Origin of the sequence: Alcaligenes pakistanensis, from assembly GCF_014652815.1 — a bacterium.
Classification (GTDB): domain Bacteria; phylum Pseudomonadota; class Gammaproteobacteria; order Burkholderiales; family Burkholderiaceae_B; genus Alcaligenes; species Alcaligenes pakistanensis.
In genome coordinates this window covers 35,015-56,262 of the sequence record NZ_BMZN01000007.1, presented here as the reverse complement: position 1 = coordinate 56,262, position 21,248 = coordinate 35,015, and the positions used below count along the sequence as shown (strand labels likewise).

Genomic DNA, 21,248 nt, shown 5'->3' with positions numbered 1-21,248 from the left:
GGGAACTCACCCAACGGGCAGCGCAAATCTGTACCGGCTGCCGAGGTAATGCTCATTTCCTTGGCGGCTTTGATCAAGGCTGCCGCCGCGGTCACGCGAGCACGATCTGCTTCGGTCGGCACAGTACGCACCAGAATTTCTGGTGGCTCTACGGCCAGCAGAATCTTGGTACCCGACTTCAGAATATCGATCTGCTCGGGCGAGAACAACAAGGTCATCAAATCCAAGACCAGATCACTGGCCTTCAAAGCCGCAATCGCTGCTTCATTACCTGTCAGAGGGGTCGTGCCCAAGTAAGCCAGCGAGTCGCGACTCAAGGCTTTTTCTGCATTAACGGGCAACAGGTCCAGGCGATTCACAATTGCGCCCATGGACTGCGCCGCAATCTGCGCGCACTGCATGGTCTGCGGGTGCGTCGTCGAGCTGGTCAGCAAGGTCACCGTCTGACCGGCTTGCAGCTTGGACAGACGCAGCACTTCTTGCCACGCCTCGATAAGTTGGTAATCACTAACTGCCATCTTGTCTCTCCTTGTGAAAGGCTCCAACGCGAGCGCGGAGCATCTGTATCACGACGGGCCGCCCACGCGGCCCTATCAACATCACACCAGGCGCTGGCCCAGGAAGTCACCGAAGGCTTCGTAGAAACCTGCTTCGTTGTCCCAAGGAATCATGTGACCGGCATTGGGCACACGTACGTGCTGAACGCCTGAGGCCAGTTGCTGAATCTCGGCCACGTCCTCATCACGCACCACATCGCCACGCTCGGCAGTCATCAGCAAAGCAGGCACCTTCAAGTGCGGGAAATCGACGTGTACATCGTCAGTGTGGAAGCCTTCAAAACTGGCCAGAATCGCAGGCTCGTGGCAGGTGTGCAGCCACTGAGCACGCAATTGCAACTGCTCTTGGGTCCAGGTCGGGCAGAAGGCACGCATGTCTTCCGCAGTGCAACCTTTACGAGCCATGGCCATGGAATCCACATACCAAGGCAACTTGGACGGGTAGGCACGGCGATCTGGGCCAGAAACAGGTGGATCAACCATCACCAGACGGTTCAGGCCATCGCTGTTCTTATGCGCTGCACGCAAACCAATACGTGCGCCCATCGAGTGACCGACCACGATGTAGTCTGTCAGACCCAGCGCTTGAGCCAAAGCGATCAAGTCATCGGCCTGGGCGTCCAAGCTGTAGTCCATGCCTTCCGCCGCTTCGCTCAAACCACGACCACGCACGTCCTGAATATAGGTATCGAAGTGCTTGCCGAACTGCTCACCCACAAAGCCCCAGGTCACGGCCGGGCTGGTGATACCAGGAACGATGATGACCGCTGGACGCTGATCGCGCCCTTCGCTGGAACCACCGAAACGCAGGTAATGCTGACGAATGCCATTGGCATGAACATGGCCGCCGTAAAGAAAGGTACTCATTAATCTGTCCTTGGATTGAAACAGTCAGGCCTGGGCCTGATCCATGAAAATTGCTGCTGCCTACGCCGTTTGAGGCGCAGCAGCCAGCGCGGCCCGGACCACATCCGGTGTAAAAGGCACCTGCCGAAAACGTCGGCCAGTTGCATCAAATAAAGCATTGGCTATAGCCGAGGCACAGGGCACGGAGGCGGATTCGCCCGACCCCATAGGCGGCTCAGATTGCCGGTCCATCAAAATGACTTCAATCGGCGGGATACGCGGGAAGTCCACAATGGGGTACGCGCCCCACTCCGCACTGACCACGCCTTGCGCGTTGAAATGCACCTGCTCATACAAGCTGCGGCTTAAAGACTGAATGACATTGCCGTGAATCTGGTGGCGCACGCCTGCCGGGTTCACCATCTGGCCCGTGTCCTGACCAACATAAATTTGTTCAAGCTCGATCACACCAGTTTCTACGTGGACCCGCAGATCCAGCAGCCAGGCTGACCAGGCAGCCCCAAAGCCGGGGAATTTGCTGTGTATATAACGTGCATACGACAAACCGCGACCATATAAATAGCCTTGATCATCGGGCTGTCCACGTGAACCACGATGCCCCAGCTGCCATTGGCCTTTATCGGCCACCGCCTGCAAAAGCTCCTGAGCCCGCACATCCTGGTCCAGATAGCGCAAACGGTAGGTCAAAGGATCAATCTGGGCCTCTACCGCCAGCTCGTCCAGAAAGCAGTCGTGTGCGAAAGAGTTCGGCATGGCCGATACGCCCCGCAACCAGGAGGCGCGCACAATCGCCGCCATATCCTGGCAAACGATTCGTTGTTTGGGATAGCTATAGGGTGGAACCGCAGTGCGGTCGCCCATTTCCAGCTGACGCGGTGCAGCCGATTCACGCCCCGTCAGCAATAAAGCCAAATTCGGTGCATCGTTGGAGGGGTAGTGCGTGACGAAATCGTAATGACGCAACTGCCCTTGAGCATCAATAGAACCTTCTACATCCATCAGCTGAGCGGCCCCTTTGGGCTCCCAGCCATGCTCCTGTTCACGAGTCAGTTGCACACGTACTGGCGCACCGACAGCCCGCGACAGCAGTAAGGCATCGGCACACACATCGTCTGCGCAATTGCGCCCATAACACCCTGCGGCTTCGTGGCGGATGATCTCCAGACCTGCTTCGTCCTCGTCCAGCAACTGGCTTAAATGAACACGCAACATATGCGGGTTCTGCGAACCGGACCAGATGCGGCTATGACCGGGCTGGTAATCGGCCACCGCACAAGAAGGGCCAATCGACGCATGTAATTGGAAAGGCCAGATATACGTGCGCTTCAAGCGCTTGCCTTCAGGCGGCAACTCGTCAAAATCCGGGCCTATATCAGCCAGCAAGCGCTCCGTCATGGGCTGACGGCGAATTAGTTGCTCCAGATTGCTCATGTCCTCCAAAGGAGGGACCGCTTTCCAGCGTACTTTCAATTCACGAGCAGCACGCATCGCCTGTTCTTCGCGGCGGGCCACCACACCAATAAAGTCACCGACTACAACCACCTCGACATCCTCGCCAATATGGCGAATGGACTGCTCGTCGACCGACTCCAGGCTGCAGCCTACAAAATCACCGCTATCACGCCCTATATAAGGAGGACGCACAACACGGCCATGCAACATGCCAGGCACACGCACGTCATGCACGTAAATCCAGTCCCCAGCAACCTTGCCCGGTATATCGACACGCGCCTGGGGCGTCCCTACAATGCGCAATTGCTCGGCCGGTTTGGTGGGGGTTTCTTTATCCAGATAGGTGCGTAGCTCCAGGCCTTCCAGCAATTGCCAGTACGTCAGGCTGCGCCCGTCGGGGGCAATCACCGTGCCGTCCTCTACCCGCAGTTGATCTGCATCCATCGTCCAGCGCTGTGCGGCTTGAGCCAGTAGCAACTGACGCGCCTGCGCCGCCGCCTTGCGCAGCGGCACGGCGTGAATCTGAATCGAGGCACTCGCAATGGTTGGCCCCTGATTCGGGGAGGCATCGGTATGGCCCAGCACCATTTGTACGCGTGACATGGGCACGTCCAACTCGTCGGCCACGATCTGGCTCAAAGCTGTTTGAATACCAGTCCCCAGGTCCACATGACCGTGGAACGCCCGCACCCAGCCCTGCTCGGAGACGGCCACAAACACATCGTCGTGCGCCTGCAGATACTCGGACACCACGCCGGGCTGCCCAGGCGAAGGCTTGGGAGGCCGGGCCGGTGCCGCTAAAATCAGCAAGGTGCCGGGCGCCTTGAGCAAGTCTTGCTGCTGGTGGCGCGGCGCATCGTAAGACATCACACTCTCCTGGCGGGGCTTTATCAACAAGGTCTAAAAAGAAGCAGGCACGGATCAGACCCTGAAACCTACCTGAAGCACGCACTAACAAAACACGAATTACTAGCGTACACACCCTAATAAAATGAAATACAGTGCGCCAAAACCTAATTACCGCACCTACTATAAAGAGAAAATCAAGGGCTTAATAATCAGTGTAAACCCTATATTAAATAAGAAACACCCGAATTTAAGATCGCTTACCAAGAGGGCTTTGATTGATGCCTCAAGGGAGTAGTAGAATCTATTTACTCAATAAATTAAAGTGTATACACTTAATTTAAGCATATCAATACCGAGCTGATAAAAGCACCGCACACGCTGTCAGACAACAAGGTGCGATCAACCAAAGGTGAAACCCATGAACCCTTGTACTCGCCCGCACACCTTGCGGGTCAATCAAGAGACCCACATCATCGAGGTGGAACCCGATACCCCACTGCTCTATGTCTTGCGCAACGATCTGGAGCTAAATGGCCCCAAGTTCGGCTGTGGTCTGGGCGAATGTGGTGCCTGTACGGTATTGGTGGATGGCGTAGCAGCGCGTTCCTGTGTGGTGCCGGTCAGCTTGGTTGAAAACCGTCAGATCACGACATTGGAAGGTCTAGCCCAAAAGGGCCAGCCCAATGATGTGCAGCAAGCCTTTATTGATTGCCAGGCAGCCCAATGCGGTTACTGCTTGAATGGTATGGTCATGACCGTGCAGGCTTTGCTGGACCGCAATCCGCAAGCCACTGAAGAACAGATCCGCGACGAGCTGCGTTATAACTTGTGTCGCTGCGGGACCCATGTGGAAATCATGCAAGCAGCACTGCGTGTCGCAAAGGCCCGGCAATGAGTCATTCAGTACAAAATAGCTCCCGAGCACAATGGCCGGAGCTGCCCCCCGATACCCATCTGCTACACGGCGCGGTCGTACGCCCGCCTTACTGGTCGTATGAAAATGGACAGTACCAAGGCGCAGAATTACAGACCGTAGACAAGCAGGCTGCCCTGCAAGTGCCCGGTGTGGTTGCTTGTGTTCATATGGGCAATTTCCTGGGTGTGCTGGCTGTTCAAGCCGAACAGGCCCATCAAGGTGCTGCCTTGCTGGATGCCCGCTGGGCCACTCCCGTCACCGCTCACCAAGCGGTATTGCAAGCGAATGAAGCAGGCGCCAAGACGATCAGCAAGCCCGATCAAAGCTACGAATGGCTGACTCATACAGAGCATCAGGACACAGCCTGGGCTCGCGCCTGCTATCACGACAAAAAACTATACGTATGGGCTCACACTGATCGCCCCGCCGCCCTACTGATTGAACTGCAAGCACTAAGCGGCCTACCAACTGAGCAAATCTGCCTGCAAGATATCACAGGCGAGCACGCTGATGCCTATGACTGTGCCATGGACGCGGCTGTGATGGCCTTTGGCCGCCCGCAAGCGGTACAGGTACGCGCCAGCCAAAGCGAAGCCATTATTCGTTTAAGCGTTTATCAGAACACAGCCCTTGAAGGTGGTCTGAACGCCCACTTGCAAGCCAGTCGCTGGCACTTGAACACCTTGTCGGGCGCTCGCCCCTCTTTGGCCGCCATCTTGTGTGGTCAACAAGACTTGCCCAGCAGTGGCCCGGAAGTCAAAAGCGAGTACTTTGCTGCGCCTACCCCTAACTATGATGGCGCCGCTGCCAGCAGCGACCCGGACAGTCTGGCCCAGGCCACCGTTTTTGCGCAGGAATCGCAGTTCGACCAGGATTGCCACACACTGGGACTGGATCCATTGGAAGCGCGACTGGAACAAGTGCGTAGCCCCCAAGGTCGCGATCTGCTGCAACGCGTGGCCACACAATCGGACTGGTCTGAACCTTTACCCCCGCAGCAGGGGCCAATGCGTAAAGGACGCGGACTGGCCTACAGCCATATTGTTGAGCAGATCCCGGGACAGGCGGCACGTGAGCAGTGGTCTGCCTGGGCAGTGGATGTCAGTGTGGATACTCGCCAAGGGACGCTTAGCATCGACAAGCTGACTATTGGTCACGACAGCACAGAACTGAACAATCACGACCAGACTCCCGAGTCTACACCCGCATTAGCTGACAGGCTGGGCCGTTGGGCGCAGCAATTGCTGAACAGTACCAGGGGTAGTAGCAGCGACGCAGGGAATAAAGGAACAGTCAAAGACAAGGCTGCCCAGCCTGCCGTCCAGTTGGTCAAGAGGGAGTCCGCCGTAGGCCAGCCACTGGCCTGGAACCAGGGCGTGGAACTGCCCGCCGCTGCCGCCATTGCCAATGCTATTTTCAATGCCAGCGGCATCCGTCTGACCAGTGCCCCTTTTAATGAGCAATCACTGGCCTTGGGCTATCAGACAGGTAAAGCAGGCAACAGCAAAAAACGAAAAATGGGATGGGGTGCCCTGGCCGCTGTAGCGACTGGCACGATATTGAGCGCCCTGCCCTGGCGTCCTGCTATTGCCCCTGTCGGGCAAGTTGATACCTCTATCTTTTCAGAGCTGGCCATCGAGCGCGGCCGACTGGTTGCCATTGCTGGCGACTGCATGGTGTGCCATACCACTGAAGGGGGCAAACCCAATGCAGGCGGCCTGGGGTTGGATACGCCGTTTGGCACGATCTACACCACCAACATTACTCCCGACAAAGAAACGGGCATTGGTGCCTGGAGCTATAAAGCCTTTGAGCGTGCCATGCGCGAGGGCATCCATCAGGATGGACGTCATCTGTACCCGGCCTTTCCCTACACCGCTTTCGCCAAGATCAGCGACGAGGACATGCAGTCTCTGTATGCCTACCTGATGACGCAAGAGCCCGTAAAGTCCGAAGTTCCCGAGACCAAGCTGCCGTTCCCCATGAATATGCGGCCTTTGGTGGCGGGCTGGAACATGCTGTTTCACCGCGATCCTAATGCCTACGTGCCCGACCCGGAGCAGACCGTGCAATGGAATCGGGGTGCCTACCTGGTCAATAGCAGCGGCCACTGCGCAGCCTGCCATAGCCCGCGCAATATGCTGGGTGCCGAGAAAGGCGGGGCGGCTAATTTCCTGGCGGGTGGCTTCGCCGATAACTGGGAAGCTCCGGCGCTGAACAGCCTGTCCAAAGCCCCCATCCCCTGGACAGAACAAGAACTTTATCAATACCTGCGGACCGGCTATTCACCCCGCCATGGAGTGGCGGCTGGCCCTATGGGCCCCGTAGTAGCGGGTCTGGCCGAACTGCCTGAATCGGATGTGCGGGCCATGGCGAATTACCTCAGCAGCCTGAACCCGGTTGAAAGCCAGCAGGAACAGGAACACGCCGCCCAAGCCGCCCGTCTGGAGCAGAGCAGTCGCAGCAATAAAGAAGTAATGCTGATGCCGGGCGAGAATCTATTCAATGGCGCTTGTGCTGTGTGCCACGATCCGCGTGGTGGCCCAGTTCTGTTTGGAGCACGTCCATCCCTGGCCCTGAACAGTAATCTGCACAGCGAACACCCAGACAATGCAATTCAAGTCTTGATGCACGGCATTACCCGTCCGGCCCAGCCTACCCTGGGTTCCATGCCTGCTTTCAAGAACAGCATGAATGACGAACAGATGGAAGATTTGCTGAACTATATGCGGGCACGCTTTGCGCCGGGGAAACCGGCCTGGACAGGCTTGAAAGACAAGATCGCGACTATACGGGAGCAAAAGGGCCACTTATAAAAGCAGTCCTGCCTGCATAGAGGGCCCCTGTGGCACAAATCCAGTAATCAGCGGTAAAGACAAAGGCGGCCAAGTTGAAACTTGAAGCCGCCTTTGTTTATCGTGCGTCACATTCAGATTTGCTCGGGCTAGATCTGAAGCCCAAGACTCAGACCCTAAACCAATCAGCCCGAAAAACCGCCCTCTTGCAGAAACTCTTTTTCTTGCGCAGTCGTCGCGCGACCCAGAATCGTATTGCGATGCGGAAAGCGGCCAAAACGCTCAACCACGTCCAGATGCTCTTCGGCATGATCCAACCAGGGAAGACCGATCTCCTGATTCAAGCGCACCGCTTCTTGCTGATCGGCCAGATTTTCCGCATGGGAATATGGCAGGTAGCAAAACACACGACGCTCCAGGGGGATCTGCTTGTCCAAGCCCTTGGCCACCATCTCTTTGGCAATCGCCAGGGCTTTGTCATCCGTGGCGTACATGCGAGTGGTATTGCGAAATGAGTTACGCGGAAACTGATCGAGCAAAACCAACAAGGCATACGTCCCTTCCGCCGTCTGCGCCCAATCGTCAAACTCGCCCTTGGCGGCGCGCTCGTGCCAGTCTAAAAAGCGCTCGCAAAATTCCCGGTCAAAGTCGTCGGACTTGCGAAACCATTTTTCTGGTCCTGCCTGAACCCAGAAATCAATCACTGCCTGTGGATTAGGACGTGCATCTGCCATGGTGTTCTCCTGAAGCCGGTCAGACCTCTGAAATCGGGAGGTCCGGAATTAAACAGACAGGTAAGTGCGCCGCACTTGCTCGTTGGCACTTAATTCCTGCATGGCGCCACTGTACCGTATTTGTCCCTTTTCCAGCACATAGGCCCGATCCGAGACCAGTTCGGCAAAGTGCAGGTTTTGTTCGGACAGCAAGATACTGACACCGGCTTGTTTCAGCTCCAGGATCATGTGCACCATCTGCTCCACAATCACGGGAGCCACACCCTCGGAAGGTTCATCCAGCAGCACCAGATAAGGGTTGCCCATCAAAGTCCGCGCTACCGTCAACATTTGCTGCTCGCCGCCACTCATCTGCCCGCCCGGCCTGTCCTGCATTTGACCCAAGTTGGGAAACAGGCTGTACAAGCGCTCCGGTAGCCAGTGCGGCGCCGCCGTGCCATCCGGCCAGTGTCGGGGAGGTTGACGCCCCACCTCCAGATTTTCAGTGACACTTAAGTCGGTAAAGATACGTCGGTCTTCGGGCACAAAACCCAAGCCTGCACGGGCAATTTCAAAGGGTTGTTTATCGTGAATGGTCTGCCCCATGAATTCGATATGGCCATTGGAGCGCTCCATCAACCCCATCACGGACTTAAGTGTGGTGGATTTTCCTGCACCGTTACGGCCCATCAAGGCAACAACCTCGCCACGCTGTACGGTCAAGGACAGATCAAACAAAATATGCGCTGCACCGTACCAGGCATTCAAGCCATCGACACTGAGCAACGGTGCCTCGGCTGTCGCGCCTGTGGCGGCCCGGTCAGAACCGGCTACGAGATCCTGCGTCATGCCGACTCCTTGTTCTCAAATGTTTTACCAGTGCCAAAGTAAACCTCCTGCACTTTGGGGTGCTGACGGATATAGTCGGCATCCCCCTCTGCCACCAGACGGCCACGGGCCAATACCAGCATGCGGTCCGAATGCTCGAACACCACGTCCATGCTGTGCTCAGTAAACAGCACACCCATATTGCGTTCGATCACCAGTTTTTTGGTCAAACGCATCAGCTCATTACGCTCTTTGGGAGCCATGCCCGCGGTGGGCTCATCCATCAGTAAAAGACGTGGATCATTGGCCAAGGCAATAGCCAGCTCCACACGTTTCACATCGCCATAAGCCAGTTCGCTGCATGGCCGTTCGGCTTGCGCCAACATGCCCACCTGATCCAGCAGATCCAGAGCCCGCGCCCGTTCAAATTGAGCCGCCCGACGCCAAAAGGAAAACAGTTTTTTCTGATGGGCCAGCAAAGCCATCTGTACGTTCTCGACCACCGTCAAAGATGCAAAAGTGGCAGCAATTTGGAAGGTACGGCCCACACCCAACGCAGCAATTTTGCGTGGCGCCAGACCCACCAGCTCCTGATCGTCCAGACGCACCGAACCTGCCGTTGGCGACAGTTGACCACCCACCATATTGAAGGTAGTGGTTTTGCCTGCGCCATTGGGGCCGATCAAGGCCAGGAATTCGCCGGCCTTCACATCGAACTCAATCCCGTCTACGGCCAGATTGCCGCCGAACGCTTTTTTTAGACCTCGTACTTGCAGCAAACTCATGACGACACCCCCGGTGCCACGCGGCGATGCGCCCAGCGTTTAAAGAATCCGGCAATGCCTTGCGGGAAGGCCAGCACCAGCAACAAAATCACGCCACCAAACAAGGCACGCCAATATTGCGTAAAGCCCAGGAAGAAATCCTGCAGCAAGGTGAACACCGCCGCACCGACGACCGGGCCTACCAGGGTTTGCAAACCACCCAGCAAGACCATGACCAAACCATCCACGGATTTATTCACGGCAATCACTTCAGGCGACACACTGCCCTTGGAAAAGACAAACAAAGCGCCAGCCAGACCGGCAAAGGTACCCGCCAAGATAAAGGTCAGCCACTGCACACTTTTCACAGGAATACCAATCGCCTCGGCCCGCAAGGCCGAGTCCCGGCTGGCACGCATGGCATAGCCAAAGGGCGAGAACAAAATCCGGCGCAGCATGAAGGCTGCCGCCACGACCACAAGCAAGGCAAAGTAATAGTAGCGTTCACCCGACAGCCATTCGGCAGGCCAGATACCGACCACGCCGTTGGAGCCGCCGGTAAAACTGTCCCACTGATACACAATCGACCAAACGATCTGTGCGAAAGCCAAAGTCAGCATGGCCAGATACACCCCGGATAGACGCACGCAGAACCAGCCAAAGATCAATGCACCTAAACCGGCGACCGCTGGAGCCAGAACCAAAGACCAGCCCATAGACAGGGCAGCCGCTTTAAAGAGCAAGGCGGCCGCATACGCACCCAGCCCAAAATAGGCCGCATGACCAAAAGAGTTCATGCCACCTGGCCCCATCATGAAGTGCAGGCTCAAGGAGAACAGCGCCAGGACCAAAATATCCAAAGCCAACACAGGGGCGTAAGGGAACCAGTCGCTCAACAAAGGCAAGGCGGCCATCACGCCCAGAACCACCAACACCATGATCTGGAATGCCCCACTGCCTGCGCGCAACGGCGCTTCAATCGGGGCCGAGTTACGGCTGACAGCTTGTGCACGACCAAACAAGCCCCAGGGCCGGAACACCAGCACCACGGCCATGAAAATGAATTCCACCACCAACGTTAATTTGGGAAAAGCAAAGTCAACACCGAAGAAGGTGACGGTTCCCAAGGCAATACACAGGGCTTTCAATTCAGCCACGATCAGGGCGGCTACATATGCACCAGGAATGGAGCCCATGCCACCGACCACCACGATCACAAAGGCATCGCCAATCACGCTCAAATCCAGCAGCAAGTTGGCTGGTTGACGCGGCAACTGCACGGCTCCACCCAAACCGGCCAGAAAAGCACCCAGCGCAAATACGCCCGTAAACAACCAGGCCTGATTCACGCCCAGCGCACCCAGCATCTGTCTGTCATGGGTCGCGGCGCGTACCAGCACGCCCCAACGCGTACGAGTCAGCAAGAGCCAGAGCAAACCCAGCACCACAGGGCCGATCACGATCAGCACCAAGTCATAAACCGGGAAAAAACGACCAGCAATGGAAATAGACCCATTCAAGCCCGGAGCCAGCGGCCCCAGCAGATCTTCTGGTCCCCACACGGCCAATGCCCCGTCATTGATGACCAGCACCAAGGCAAAGGTAGCCAATAACTGGAACAGCTCGGGCGCTTTATAAATACGCCGCAACAGCACAATTTCCAACAAAGCGCCCAAGGCGCCGACCAGCAGGGCCGCTACAATCAGGCCCGTCCAAAAACCCAGCGCCGAGCCACCCATGAATTGCACGGTGGAATACGCCATGTAGATGCCCAGCATGTACAGGGAGCCGTGTGCAAAGTTGACGATACGTGTCACCCCAAAGATCAGGGAAAGACCTGCCGCCACCAGGAACAAAGACGATGCCTCGGCCAGTCCGTTAAGGAACTGCACCCATAAACCCGATAAGGCCATTACTGCCTCGCGTCAGAAGTGGCGCGCCAGGTGGCGCGCCGATCTACGAAATACTGCGCTCTTGGAATTATTGATTAGCTGCGGCAGGACGCCACTGGCTGACCTGCTCATCCGTAGGCTGTACATCTTTGCCATCGGCATAGCGGATGTTGGTCATGATGCCTTTGCCATCCTGCTTGGCCAGCACGCCCACATACGCCCCCTGAGTAGATTGCTGATCTTGTGTGCGGTAGGTGATGGGGCCAAATGGCGTCACCACATCCAAGCCACGGAAGGCTTTGATCATGGCTTCGGTGTCTGTGGAGCCGGCTTTTTCAATGCCAGCAGCTATAGAGACAATGGTGCTGTAGCCAATAATGGTGCCCAGACGTGGATGCTCTTTGTACTTGTCCTGATAGGCTTTCAGGAAGGCATTATGTTCGGGCGTGTCGATGGCATACCAGGGGTAGCCGGTAACAATCCAGCCTTCCGGCGTTTCTTCACCCAAGGGGTCCAAGTATTCAGGCTCGCCCGTCAACATGCTGACCACAGGAAAGGTGGGAGTAAAGAACTGGCGCTGATTACCGGCACGAACCAGACGGGCCAAGTCGGACGCAAACAGTACGTTAAAGACGGCATCGGGCTTGGCCTCTGACAGGGCCTGAACCACGGCGCCCGCATCCACTTTACCCAGCGGTGTTGCTTGCTCGGCTACAAACTCGATATCAGGCTGCGCTTCTTTCATCAAAGTTTTGAACGTAGCAATTGCTGACTGACCGTACTCGTAGTTGGGGTACACAATGGCCCAGCGTTTCTTGTTCAGCTTGACCGCTTCAGGCACCAACATGGCCACCTGCATATAGGTGGAGTTGCGCAGGCGAAACGTGTAGCGATTGCCATCAGCCCAGACGATCTTGTCGGTCAAAGGCTCGCTGGCCAGAAAGAAGACTTTTTTATGTTTGGCAAAATCGGTAATGGCCAGACCGATATTGGACAGAAAGGTCCCGGTCAGCACATCCACTTTTTCACGCGAGATCAATTCCTCGGCAGCGCGCACTGCATCGCCTGGGTTGGAGTTGTCATCCTTGATGATCAACTGCAATTGCTTGCCGTGAATCCCCCCGGCCTGATTGATCTGCTCAATCGCCAACTCCATCCCGTTTCGGTACGGCCCCAAAAAAGCCGGTTGGGATTTATAGCTGTTGAGTTCCCCAATTTTGATGACGCCCTCGGCGGCAGCGGTAGCCCCCCAAGTTTGCAACATCATTGTTCCAGCCAGTGCTACCCCTGCAAATGTCTTATTCATTGTCTTCTCCGTGGGCTTGTGACGCGAAACACGACTCAGCGACTTGTTTTGTTTTAGTGATTTAAAGTGTACACATGGTATTTTTGTGAGTAAATCGGCCAAGACCTAGGGATATACCCTTGAACACTTTAGACATAAAACACAAATAGCTACGTAGAACGCCGGAAAATCAAGGAAATGAAGAACAAATGAGCAGAGAAAGTTAATCGCCTGGCAAAAATGAAAACATAGATATACAGTGACTACACTCAATAAGCCCAAAGATTAAAACGCTACTGCCCTGCCGGGTTGCTACACACGCTGAATCATGGATTTCATAAACTGCTCCATCATATCCGGCAATCAGGCTTAAAACGGCTAAAAAACCCCACGAAACGCTGATACTGTCTTGTCTTCGCAGGCGGCCAACACTCTTGAAAAGCGCCGCGGTGGCTGCTCTTGCCGCCGCCTTCAACTCCCCGCCTTTTTCTTTCCAACGTCAATTTTGTACTGGGGAAATCCTCTATAAAGTTTCACCTGGAAATATCAATACCTAAAGAATTTTGACGTTATATTCTCAAGAGATAAAAAAACGTAGACCCCCACGGCTACTCTTGAGGAGACTAGATTTTGACTTTCCCCCGTCGCTTCCCATCCCGGCTGACCCTTAGTGTGTTGACCATCAGCGTCTTGCTGGCCGCCTGCGCCAGTGCCCCCGTCAGTGAGCGCAGCGTCACCATCAAGCGCGACAGCTATGGCACACCGCACATCTACGCTGACAGCACCTATGGACTGTTCTATGGCTACGCCTATGCCGTAGCCACAGACCGTCTGTACCAGATGGAAATTGCCAAGCGTTCAGGCTGGGGAACAGTCGCCGAGGTTCTGGGAACGGATTTCCTGGAGCTGGATAAAGTCACCCACAACAATATCGACCCGGACTCCATCCGCAAGCAATTGGCCGCCCTGTCCAAAGAAGACCGCGCCATGTTTGAGGGCTATGCCGCTGGCTTTACGCAGCGTGTCCGTGAGGTGAAAGCCCAGCGCGATACCCTGATGCCCAAGGAGTTTCTGGACAAGGGTTTTGATCCATCGGAATGGCAGGCTGAAGATATTGCCATGGTCTGGGTTGGGCTGATTCTAAACCGCTTTTTTGCCGGTACGGCTGAAGTCGCCAACCTGAATCTGCTGGAAACCTTGAAAGCCGACCAGGGTGTGGAACGAGGCGAACAGCTCTACAAGCAATTGCGCTGGCTGAACGACCCCACCGCCCCCACTATCATTCCGCAGCCTGACGCCAAGACCACTCTGGCCGATTTGCCTATGCATTTGCAGGCCCTGTCCTCGCAAGCCGCACAGGACTATCTGCATAAGCAATCTATCGCCCTTGGCCCAACCGTTGCCGCAGGCACCCCCACTGCCAGCAATGCCTGGCTGCTGGGCCCGGAAAAGACGACTCACGGCCACGCCGTGCTGTACAACGGCCCGCAACAAGGCTGGTACACGCCATCCATTACCTATAGCGTCGGCCTGCACGGCGCAGGCTATGACCTGACTGGCAGCACCGCCGTTGCCCTACCCGCTATTTTGTTTGGCACCAACGGCCAGATTGCCTGGGGCTCCACGGTAGGCTCACTGGACACCAATGATGTCTACCAACTGCGCCTGAAGGAAGGCGACCCGCACAGCTACTGGTATGACAATGCCTGGCGTCCCATGGAGCACAAGCAGGTACGCATCAAAGTGCGTGGCCAGGACGATGTAATGCTGGACGTATACCGTGCAGCCCAAGGCTATGTCAGCAGCTGGGACAAAAGGAACAACACTGCGTACGCCAACCGCCGTACCTGGGAGGGTCGGGAAATTGAAACCTTGCTGGGCTGGGCACATGCCGCCAAGGCAAGCAATTGGGAACAGTTCATGGCACAGGCCTCACGCGTGAGTGCCTCCATTACCTGGTTTTATGCGGACACTCACAACAATATCGGCACGGCTGCCTTGGGCCTCTTGCCCAAGCGTCCTGCCAATCAAGCCATCCAGTTCCCGGCTACAGGCGATGGCAGCATGGAATGGCAAGGTTTCTTGAGCTTTGACCACAACCCCAAAGTGCTGAACCCGCAACAAGGCTATATCGCCAGCTGGAACAACAAGGCTTATGGTGCTTTGCTGGCCGATAACTCCAACTTCTCCTATGTGGATCGCGTGCAGGAATTGCTGGCGCCGCTACAGGCCAAGCAACGCCTGAGCAATGAAGAAATCTGGGGTATTGACTCCTTAGGTGCTCGTTCTGACCTGAATGCCCGTTACTTCGCCCCCATCATCCAGGAAGCCGCCAAGCTGCCACGCGCTAGCGCCTTGGCCCGTCAGGCCGCTGAACAGTTAAAGGGTTGGGATTACAAGCTGCAATTAGCCAGCGATGGCAAACAATATGCAGGTAGCGCCCCGGCGGTCATGCAAGCCTGGATGCAGGCAGCCGTGCCCGTATTTTTGAAAGGTCGTTTACCCGACAGCGTCTATAGCAGCTATACCCAAAGTCTGTACCCCGCTGTGGATGATCCCCGTAGCGCACAGCCAGCCGCCGCAGCCAAGCTGATCTGGAATGCCATCCAGGGCCCCGCTTCCGGAGTGCCACAAACGATTGATTTCCTGCAGGGTCGCCCCGCCCAGGAACTGGTACTGGATGCGCTAGAACAAGCGGCTGCCACACTACAAAATTCGCAAGGTGCGCAAGCGCAGCAATGGCGTGCCCCGGCCGTCTCCATGTTGTTTGCCGCTCGCAATGCGATTGGCGTGCCATGGTCCGACCCAGCACACGAACGCCGCATCCTGCCCTATCTGAACACGGGCAGTGCCCGCTTCCAGTACGTGCTGGACCCGGCAGGCGTGCGCATGTGCTCGATCATGGCACCGGGGCAAAGCGGTTTCATCAGCCCCCAAGGCGAAGCCGATCCGCATCACTCGGACCAGCTAGAGATGTTTAGCGCGTTCAAATGCAAGAGCGATGCCATCAGCGCCCAGGAGATCGACAAGGCCAGCCAGGACAGTCAGACCCTGCATTACTAAGGCCATACAAAGCGGGGCCTGGAGCTTGTACAGCACCGGGCCCCGTTTATCGTGTTGGAAAGTTCAATCCTGGGCGACAACCTGGTTACGCCCTGCTCGCTTAGCGCTATACAAGCGCTGATCCGCCAGTTGCAGCACCTCTTCAATATTCTGGCCGGGCTGGCACAAAGCCAAGCCAATACTGGCCGTAATCTGAAACGGCTCACGATCGTGATTGAAGAAAATCTGGCCATGCACCTGTCGCAGCAAGAGTCGCGAAAAATTCAAAGCCTGTTCATCGCTACGGCCCGACAAGATCAGCATGAATTCCTCGCCACCATAACGTGCCGCCAAGTCTTCCGGCCCCAAATGCGCCTTGAATAAAGAGGCCGTACGCATCAGCACCTCATCGCCCACCGAATGGCCGTGGGTGTCGTTGATCTGCTTGAAATGATCCAGGTCCACCATCAGGATATGCAGGGCCTCATGGGCAGCTTCTTGCCCTAATTGGCGGCTCAACGCTCCCCGGTTCAACAGACCCGTCAAGGTATCGTGCGTGGCTTGCCGATATAAACGCAGCAGCAGCCCCAGGTGAAAATAATTGGCGGTCAAGGCCACAACCAATAAAGCACTCAGGAGCCAAAGATCCTGCAAACCTTTCATGGTGAGCCACGTGCCCGAACTGACGCTGGCCAAAACCTGCAAGGCAATTAAAGCGCCCCCGACCAGCGCTGATTCCAGCAAGGTAAACGGAAAAATACTGAGGGTTGCGACCAATAAAAAAGGAATAAAACCGTAACCCAGCACGACGTAATGCCCAGCCCCCGCCAGGGTCAACAGCATATAGGCATAAAAAGAAGCAGGCAAAATAAAGACCAGCCCACTCAACACATAAATGCGGGTAATGCGTTGGTGCCCATTAAAAGCCAGCCAGACACACAAAATAAGACCGCCCAGACTTAAAACCCGGATAGCCATCAAGTGTGCTGGCCAACTGGGCAAGACCCACCAATCCATCAAGGTCCACAAGGGTGTGAGCAAGGCAAATAGCAAGCCGACTAAAATGACACGGCTGCGCAAATACTCCATGCGGGCATGAATAAAGTCACGAGAATGATATTTCCCGCTCAGTGTGTCGCGCACCGAGCTAATACTGATAGCTTGCAAGTTTTTCCAGCCTTCCAAGATTGTTCCCATCAATCGATTCGCTTAGAAGAAACAAAATAACATATCGGCAATTTTTAGTTACACGAGTCTAAAAAGCAAGCTGTCAGTTCTTTCAGGGTCAGCACACACTGACCCTGTCTTACACTCACGCTACTTGATCTTGCTTGCTCATCCAACTAATCACCTCTTCCAGCATAGGCTCACCCGAATCCTGCGGGCGCCACAACAGACCTAGTTGACCATGCAAACGCGGGTCGCTCCAGTCCAGTTCCAAAATACATAAATCGGGGTAGACAGGCACCATACTCCGAGTCATAGGGACTAAAAAGTGACTATTGACCGCAACCCGGGCATTGGTATGTGCGTAGGCCGATTCAATCGCGCAGGTCGGGTATGGCAAGCCCTTGGCATCCAGGCCCAATTCGAAACTGCGCCGCATAGGGCTGTTGCGGGGTGGCAGAATCCAGGGATACTCCAGCGTTTGTTCCCAGGTCACTTCATCCTGTTGTGCCAGCGGGTGCTTACGGCACGCCGCGACCCCCAAGGGCACCATGCCCAGGGGCAAATACCCCATAGCCGGGTTGCGGCCTGCTTCGTCCACCCGACCAATGACCAGATCCAGTTCACCCTGCTCCAGATTACGGCTAAGCACATCCAGCGTGCCTTCCTGAATACGGATGTGGCATTGCGGATCGCGCTCATACAAATACGTCAGCAACTGGGGCAAATAAACTGCCGCCACCATAGGTGAAATACCCAAGGTAAATTGCTGACGAAAACCTTGCCGGTATTGCTCCAGGGTCGCATTCATGCGATCCAGACGATTCAGCACCCCTTGAGCCTGCGTAACCAGGGCTAAAGCCGCCGGTAAAGGCTCAATACCGCGCGCATGGCGCTCGAATAAGGGCATGCCTATATTGTCTTCAAAATCCTTGAGCCATTTTGACAAGGCAGGCTGAGTCATATTGGATTGCCGGGCCACATCGCTCATGCTTTTTTCTTCGCACAAACGAATTAAAACCTGCAGATGCTTTAAGCGAATGCGTTCACTCCAGCTCATGACTTACCTATATGAAAGATGTATATATACCTGCAAGTTATTCAATTTAACATTATGGCTACAGCTTCCATAATGGGTATACCCAAAGCTACAAAATAGGCACGTCATGTCTCAATCAGTACCCAATTTTTTATTGATCATTGCGGATCAACTCCGCGCTGATCATTTGGCTTGTTACGGCAATAAAGAAGTAAAAACGCCCAATCTGGATGCTTTAGCTGCCCGTGGCTGGAGTGCTGACCGATTTTACGTCGCCACCCCCATCTGTATGCCCAACCGCGCCTCCTTGATGACCGGTCGTATGCCATCGGTACACGGTGCCCGTCATAACGGTGTCCCTTTGCCTCTGGATTCCAGCACCTTTGTGGATGTGCTGCGCCAGGCTGGCTGGAGTACCGCCTTGGTAGGTAAGGCTCATCTGCAAAACATCACAGACACGCCCCCGCTATACCCACGCCCGGAGGACCCACCGACTCAAGGCGAGGCACGTCCGCCGCTGCCCTTGAATGATTACGGCCAAGAGTGTGGCCAACTGTGGCAAGAGCGTGCTGATCATGGTGTGACTCTGCCTTTTTACGGCTATGAGCACGTAGACCTGGCGATTGATCACGGCGATCAGGTCTGGGGGGATTACGGTCGCTGGTTGCAGGACGAACACCCAGAAATCGCTGCCTTGTCTGGCCCTGAGCATGCCATTCCAACTCCGGACTACGAATTAAGCCGGATTGGTCAGGCTTGGCGTACCCGTGTGCCAGAAGAGTACAGCACCACGGCCTGGATTGGTGAACGCACCCGCGCTGTGCTGGACAAATATGCCCAGGAACAACAGCCGTTCTTTATTCAGTGCTCCTTTCCCGATCCGCATCACCCCTTTACACCGCACGGTCAGTACTGGGATATGTACAAGCCTGAAGAAGTCAGCCTGCCCGACTCCTTTCATCTTGGGCCACATCCCCTGCCTGCTCATCTGCAGTTGCTGCATCAATTGCGCGATGAAGGCAAAGCGATCAAGCACACCCCAACGCTGTTTGCCTGCTCCGAGCGCGAGGCCCGCGAAGCGATTGCCCTGAACTACGGTTCCATTACCCATATTGATGCCGAGATCGGGCGCATTCTGGATCATCTGGAGCAAACCGGCCAGACTGAAAACACCATCGTCATGTTCATGAGCGACCACGGCGACTTCATGGGCGATCATCAGTTGATGCTGAAAGGCCCAGTTCATTACCAGAGTATTATTCGCAGCCCCTTTATCTGGTTTGATCCCACCAATGCGCAAGCGCAAGGCACAAGCCCGGCGGTATGTTCTACCATTGACGTCGCGCCTACGGTTTTGCAACGTGCGGGCCAGTTGCCCTACAACGGTATTCAAGGCCGCTCTTTGCTGGATTTGATGCAGCAGGAGCAAACAGATTGGCGCACGGGCGTGCTGATCGAGGAAGAGAACCAGCGCAAGCTATTTAGCACGCCGATCCGCACCAAGCTACGTTCCTTGGTCACTCAAAATCACCGCCTCAGTTTGTATGAAGGCGGCCAAATTGGTGAGCTGTACGATCTGCAAGCTGATCCGCTGGAGCAACATAATTTATGGGACGAGCCTACTGCGCAGGCTTTAAAAACAGCGCTTTTGTGTGAATTGATCGATACCATAATGGCTCACAGCGAAACCAGTCCTTTGCCTCTGGCGATAGCGTGAGCTAAACACCTTAACTACCCCTATCTGGAGACATCTATGCCCACCCTTTCCTTGCTGCGCAAAGTAAGTATTTGTGCGCTGATCTTACCTTTGGCTACGCCAGTCCAGAGTGCCGAGGTAGCCACGATTGTCGTCAGCTCCGTGGCAGGCGGCCCGCTGGATGTCTTGGGTCGTATGTTGGCTCGTGAAGCAACAGAGACAACTGGCCAAACGATTGTGGTTGAGAACCGTGCCGGTGCAGCAGGTACGATTGCCGCTGAGGCGGTGGGTCGCGCCAAGCCCGATGGCAATACGCTGTTGCTGACGCTGGATACGGTTGCCACGGCGAATCCGCATATTTACGTCAACAGCAAGTTCAAGATCGGCGAGTCTCTGGAGCTGGTTTCTTTGCTGGGTACGTTTGATCAGGTATTGGTGGTTCCCAGTAAAACCGGCATCAAAACGCCGGCCGCTTTTCTGGAGCTCGCCCGTGAAAAACCGATGAATTATGGTTCGGCTGGCATGGGCTCGCCTGGGCATTTGATGATGTCGGCTTTAACTCAAGATAGTGGCATCAAGCTCGATCACATTCCGTATCGCAGCAATAGCGCCGTGGTCAATGATATGTATGGCGAGCGTCTGGACAGCGGTTTTCTGACGATTGCCGGTGTATTGGGGCCCATCAAGGAAGGTCTGTTGACGCCTTTGGCGACTTCGGGTGGCAAACGCAATCCTTTGTTGCCGGAAGTGCCCACCTTGGCTGAGGCAAAGTTGCCTGGTCTGGAGAACTTCGACGAGAGCTTCTCGTACCTGGTGTTCACCACTAAAGGTTCGCCTCCGGAAAAGATCAAGGCATGGAACGCATTGCTAAGCGATATTGTGAAGCGCCCTTCTACCGCTGAGACTTTGCGGATGCTGGATATTCAGGCTTACGAGTCGAAAACGGTTTCCCCGGAGCAATGGGTGCAGCAACGTAGTGCTCGGTGGGAGCAGATCGTGCGGGATAACAATATCCGCTCTGATCAGTAAGATTTGAATTTACGGCCTCTATTTTTAGAGGCCGTTTTTTTATGAAGTAGCGCGAAAAAAAGGGATCACGGGAAGAGGCAAGCCCTCACTACAAGTCATCCTTTCCATCCTAGTGCTGTTTGGTCTTTAGCCGATGTTGCTTGTTTTCTTGTGGGGCCCCTGTCCGGCTTGTCGGGCGAGTCAGGGCTCTTGCCGCGGGCGGGGTGGCGGTGCGGGATACAAGGGTCGTGCTGTTTGAGGAGCGCGCTTGCGGTTTGTCCGGGGGACAAATCGCGCTCCGAGTTCACGACCCGCCCGCACCGCCACACTGACAAGGGGACCCACGCGCAGCGTGGGCAAGGGCCCCGCCAAGACAAG

15 protein-coding genes are annotated in these 21,248 nt (G+C 55.5%); 5 read left to right on the top strand and 10 right to left on the bottom strand.

Going from position 1 to position 21,248, the window contains the following annotated elements:
- The 3 genes from IE156_RS18145 to IE156_RS18135 form a co-directional block, all read right to left on the bottom strand.
- On the bottom strand, positions 1-518 hold a 518-nt coding region (locus tag IE156_RS18145; protein ID WP_505601406.1), incomplete at its 3' end, for a 2,5-dihydroxypyridine 5,6-dioxygenase NicX family protein.
- 81 nt (positions 519-599) lie between these two features.
- Positions 600-1,424, bottom strand: coding sequence for an alpha/beta fold hydrolase (locus IE156_RS18140; protein WP_189394061.1), 825 nt, complete (start codon positions 1,422-1,424; stop codon positions 600-602).
- Positions 1,425-1,484: 60 nt separating this feature from the next.
- Positions 1,485-3,743: a xanthine dehydrogenase family protein molybdopterin-binding subunit gene (locus IE156_RS18135; RefSeq protein WP_189394060.1), complete on the bottom strand. Its 2,259-nt coding sequence runs from the start codon at positions 3,741-3,743 to the stop codon at positions 1,485-1,487.
- A gap of 400 nt (positions 3,744-4,143) precedes the next feature.
- On the opposite strand from IE156_RS18135, the gene IE156_RS18130 reads away from it, so the two are divergent.
- Positions 4,144-4,620, top strand: coding sequence for a (2Fe-2S)-binding protein (locus IE156_RS18130; RefSeq protein ID WP_189394059.1), 477 nt, complete (start codon positions 4,144-4,146; stop codon positions 4,618-4,620).
- Positions 4,617-7,457: a c-type cytochrome gene (locus IE156_RS18125; protein ID WP_189394058.1), complete on the top strand. Its 2,841-nt coding sequence runs from the start codon at positions 4,617-4,619 to the stop codon at positions 7,455-7,457. The genes IE156_RS18130 and IE156_RS18125 overlap by 4 nt, the downstream gene beginning before the upstream one ends.
- 164 nt (positions 7,458-7,621) lie before the next feature.
- On the opposite strand, the gene IE156_RS18120 is transcribed toward IE156_RS18125, so the two are convergent.
- The 5 genes from IE156_RS18120 to IE156_RS18100 all read right to left on the bottom strand — a co-directional run bounded on the left by IE156_RS18120 (position 7,622) and on the right by IE156_RS18100 (position 12,897).
- A complete protein-coding gene (locus IE156_RS18120; protein ID WP_189394057.1) occupies positions 7,622-8,170 on the bottom strand; it encodes a DUF924 family protein in 549 nt (182 codons plus the stop codon).
- Positions 8,171-8,218: 48 nt separating this feature from the next.
- Entirely contained in the window at positions 8,219-8,998 is a 780-nt protein-coding gene (locus IE156_RS18115; protein ID WP_229841513.1) for an ABC transporter ATP-binding protein, read from the bottom strand.
- Entirely contained in the window at positions 8,995-9,762 is a 768-nt protein-coding gene (locus IE156_RS18110) for an ABC transporter ATP-binding protein (RefSeq protein WP_189394056.1), read from the bottom strand. The genes IE156_RS18115 and IE156_RS18110 overlap by 4 nt, the downstream gene beginning before the upstream one ends.
- Positions 9,759-11,654, bottom strand: a complete 1,896-nt coding sequence (locus IE156_RS18105) for an ABC transporter permease (protein ID WP_229841510.1) — start codon at positions 11,652-11,654, stop codon at positions 9,759-9,761. Before IE156_RS18105 ends, IE156_RS18110 begins: the two co-directional genes overlap by 4 nt.
- 67 nt (positions 11,655-11,721) lie before the next feature.
- The gene (locus IE156_RS18100) at positions 11,722-12,897 is read right to left on the bottom strand and encodes an ABC transporter substrate-binding protein (protein ID WP_189394069.1); all 1,176 of its coding nucleotides are present in this window, start codon (positions 12,895-12,897) and stop codon (positions 11,722-11,724) included.
- Positions 12,898-13,548: 651 nt separating this feature from the next.
- Between IE156_RS18100 and IE156_RS18095 the strand changes: the two genes are divergently transcribed.
- Entirely contained in the window at positions 13,549-15,981 is a 2,433-nt protein-coding gene (locus IE156_RS18095) for a penicillin acylase family protein (protein ID WP_229841508.1), read from the top strand.
- Between the two features lie 63 nt (positions 15,982-16,044).
- On the opposite strand, the gene IE156_RS18090 is transcribed toward IE156_RS18095, so the two are convergent.
- Positions 16,045-17,157: a GGDEF domain-containing protein gene (locus tag IE156_RS18090; RefSeq protein WP_189394055.1), complete on the bottom strand. Its 1,113-nt coding sequence runs from the start codon at positions 17,155-17,157 to the stop codon at positions 16,045-16,047.
- Between the two features lie 115 nt (positions 17,158-17,272).
- A complete protein-coding gene (locus IE156_RS18085; RefSeq protein WP_189394054.1) occupies positions 17,273-18,187 on the bottom strand; it encodes a LysR family transcriptional regulator in 915 nt (304 codons plus the stop codon).
- A gap of 106 nt (positions 18,188-18,293) precedes the next feature.
- Here IE156_RS18085 and IE156_RS18080 point away from each other — a divergent pair, with 106 nt between their 5' ends.
- Positions 18,294-19,883: a sulfatase family protein gene (locus tag IE156_RS18080; RefSeq protein ID WP_189394053.1), complete on the top strand. Its 1,590-nt coding sequence runs from the start codon at positions 18,294-18,296 to the stop codon at positions 19,881-19,883.
- A gap of 36 nt (positions 19,884-19,919) precedes the next feature.
- Positions 19,920-20,891 carry a Bug family tripartite tricarboxylate transporter substrate binding protein gene (locus IE156_RS18075; RefSeq protein ID WP_189394052.1) on the top strand — a complete coding sequence of 324 codons (972 nt, stop codon included), beginning with the start codon at positions 19,920-19,922 and terminating at the stop codon, positions 20,889-20,891.
- Positions 20,892-21,248: the final 357 nt, after the last annotated feature.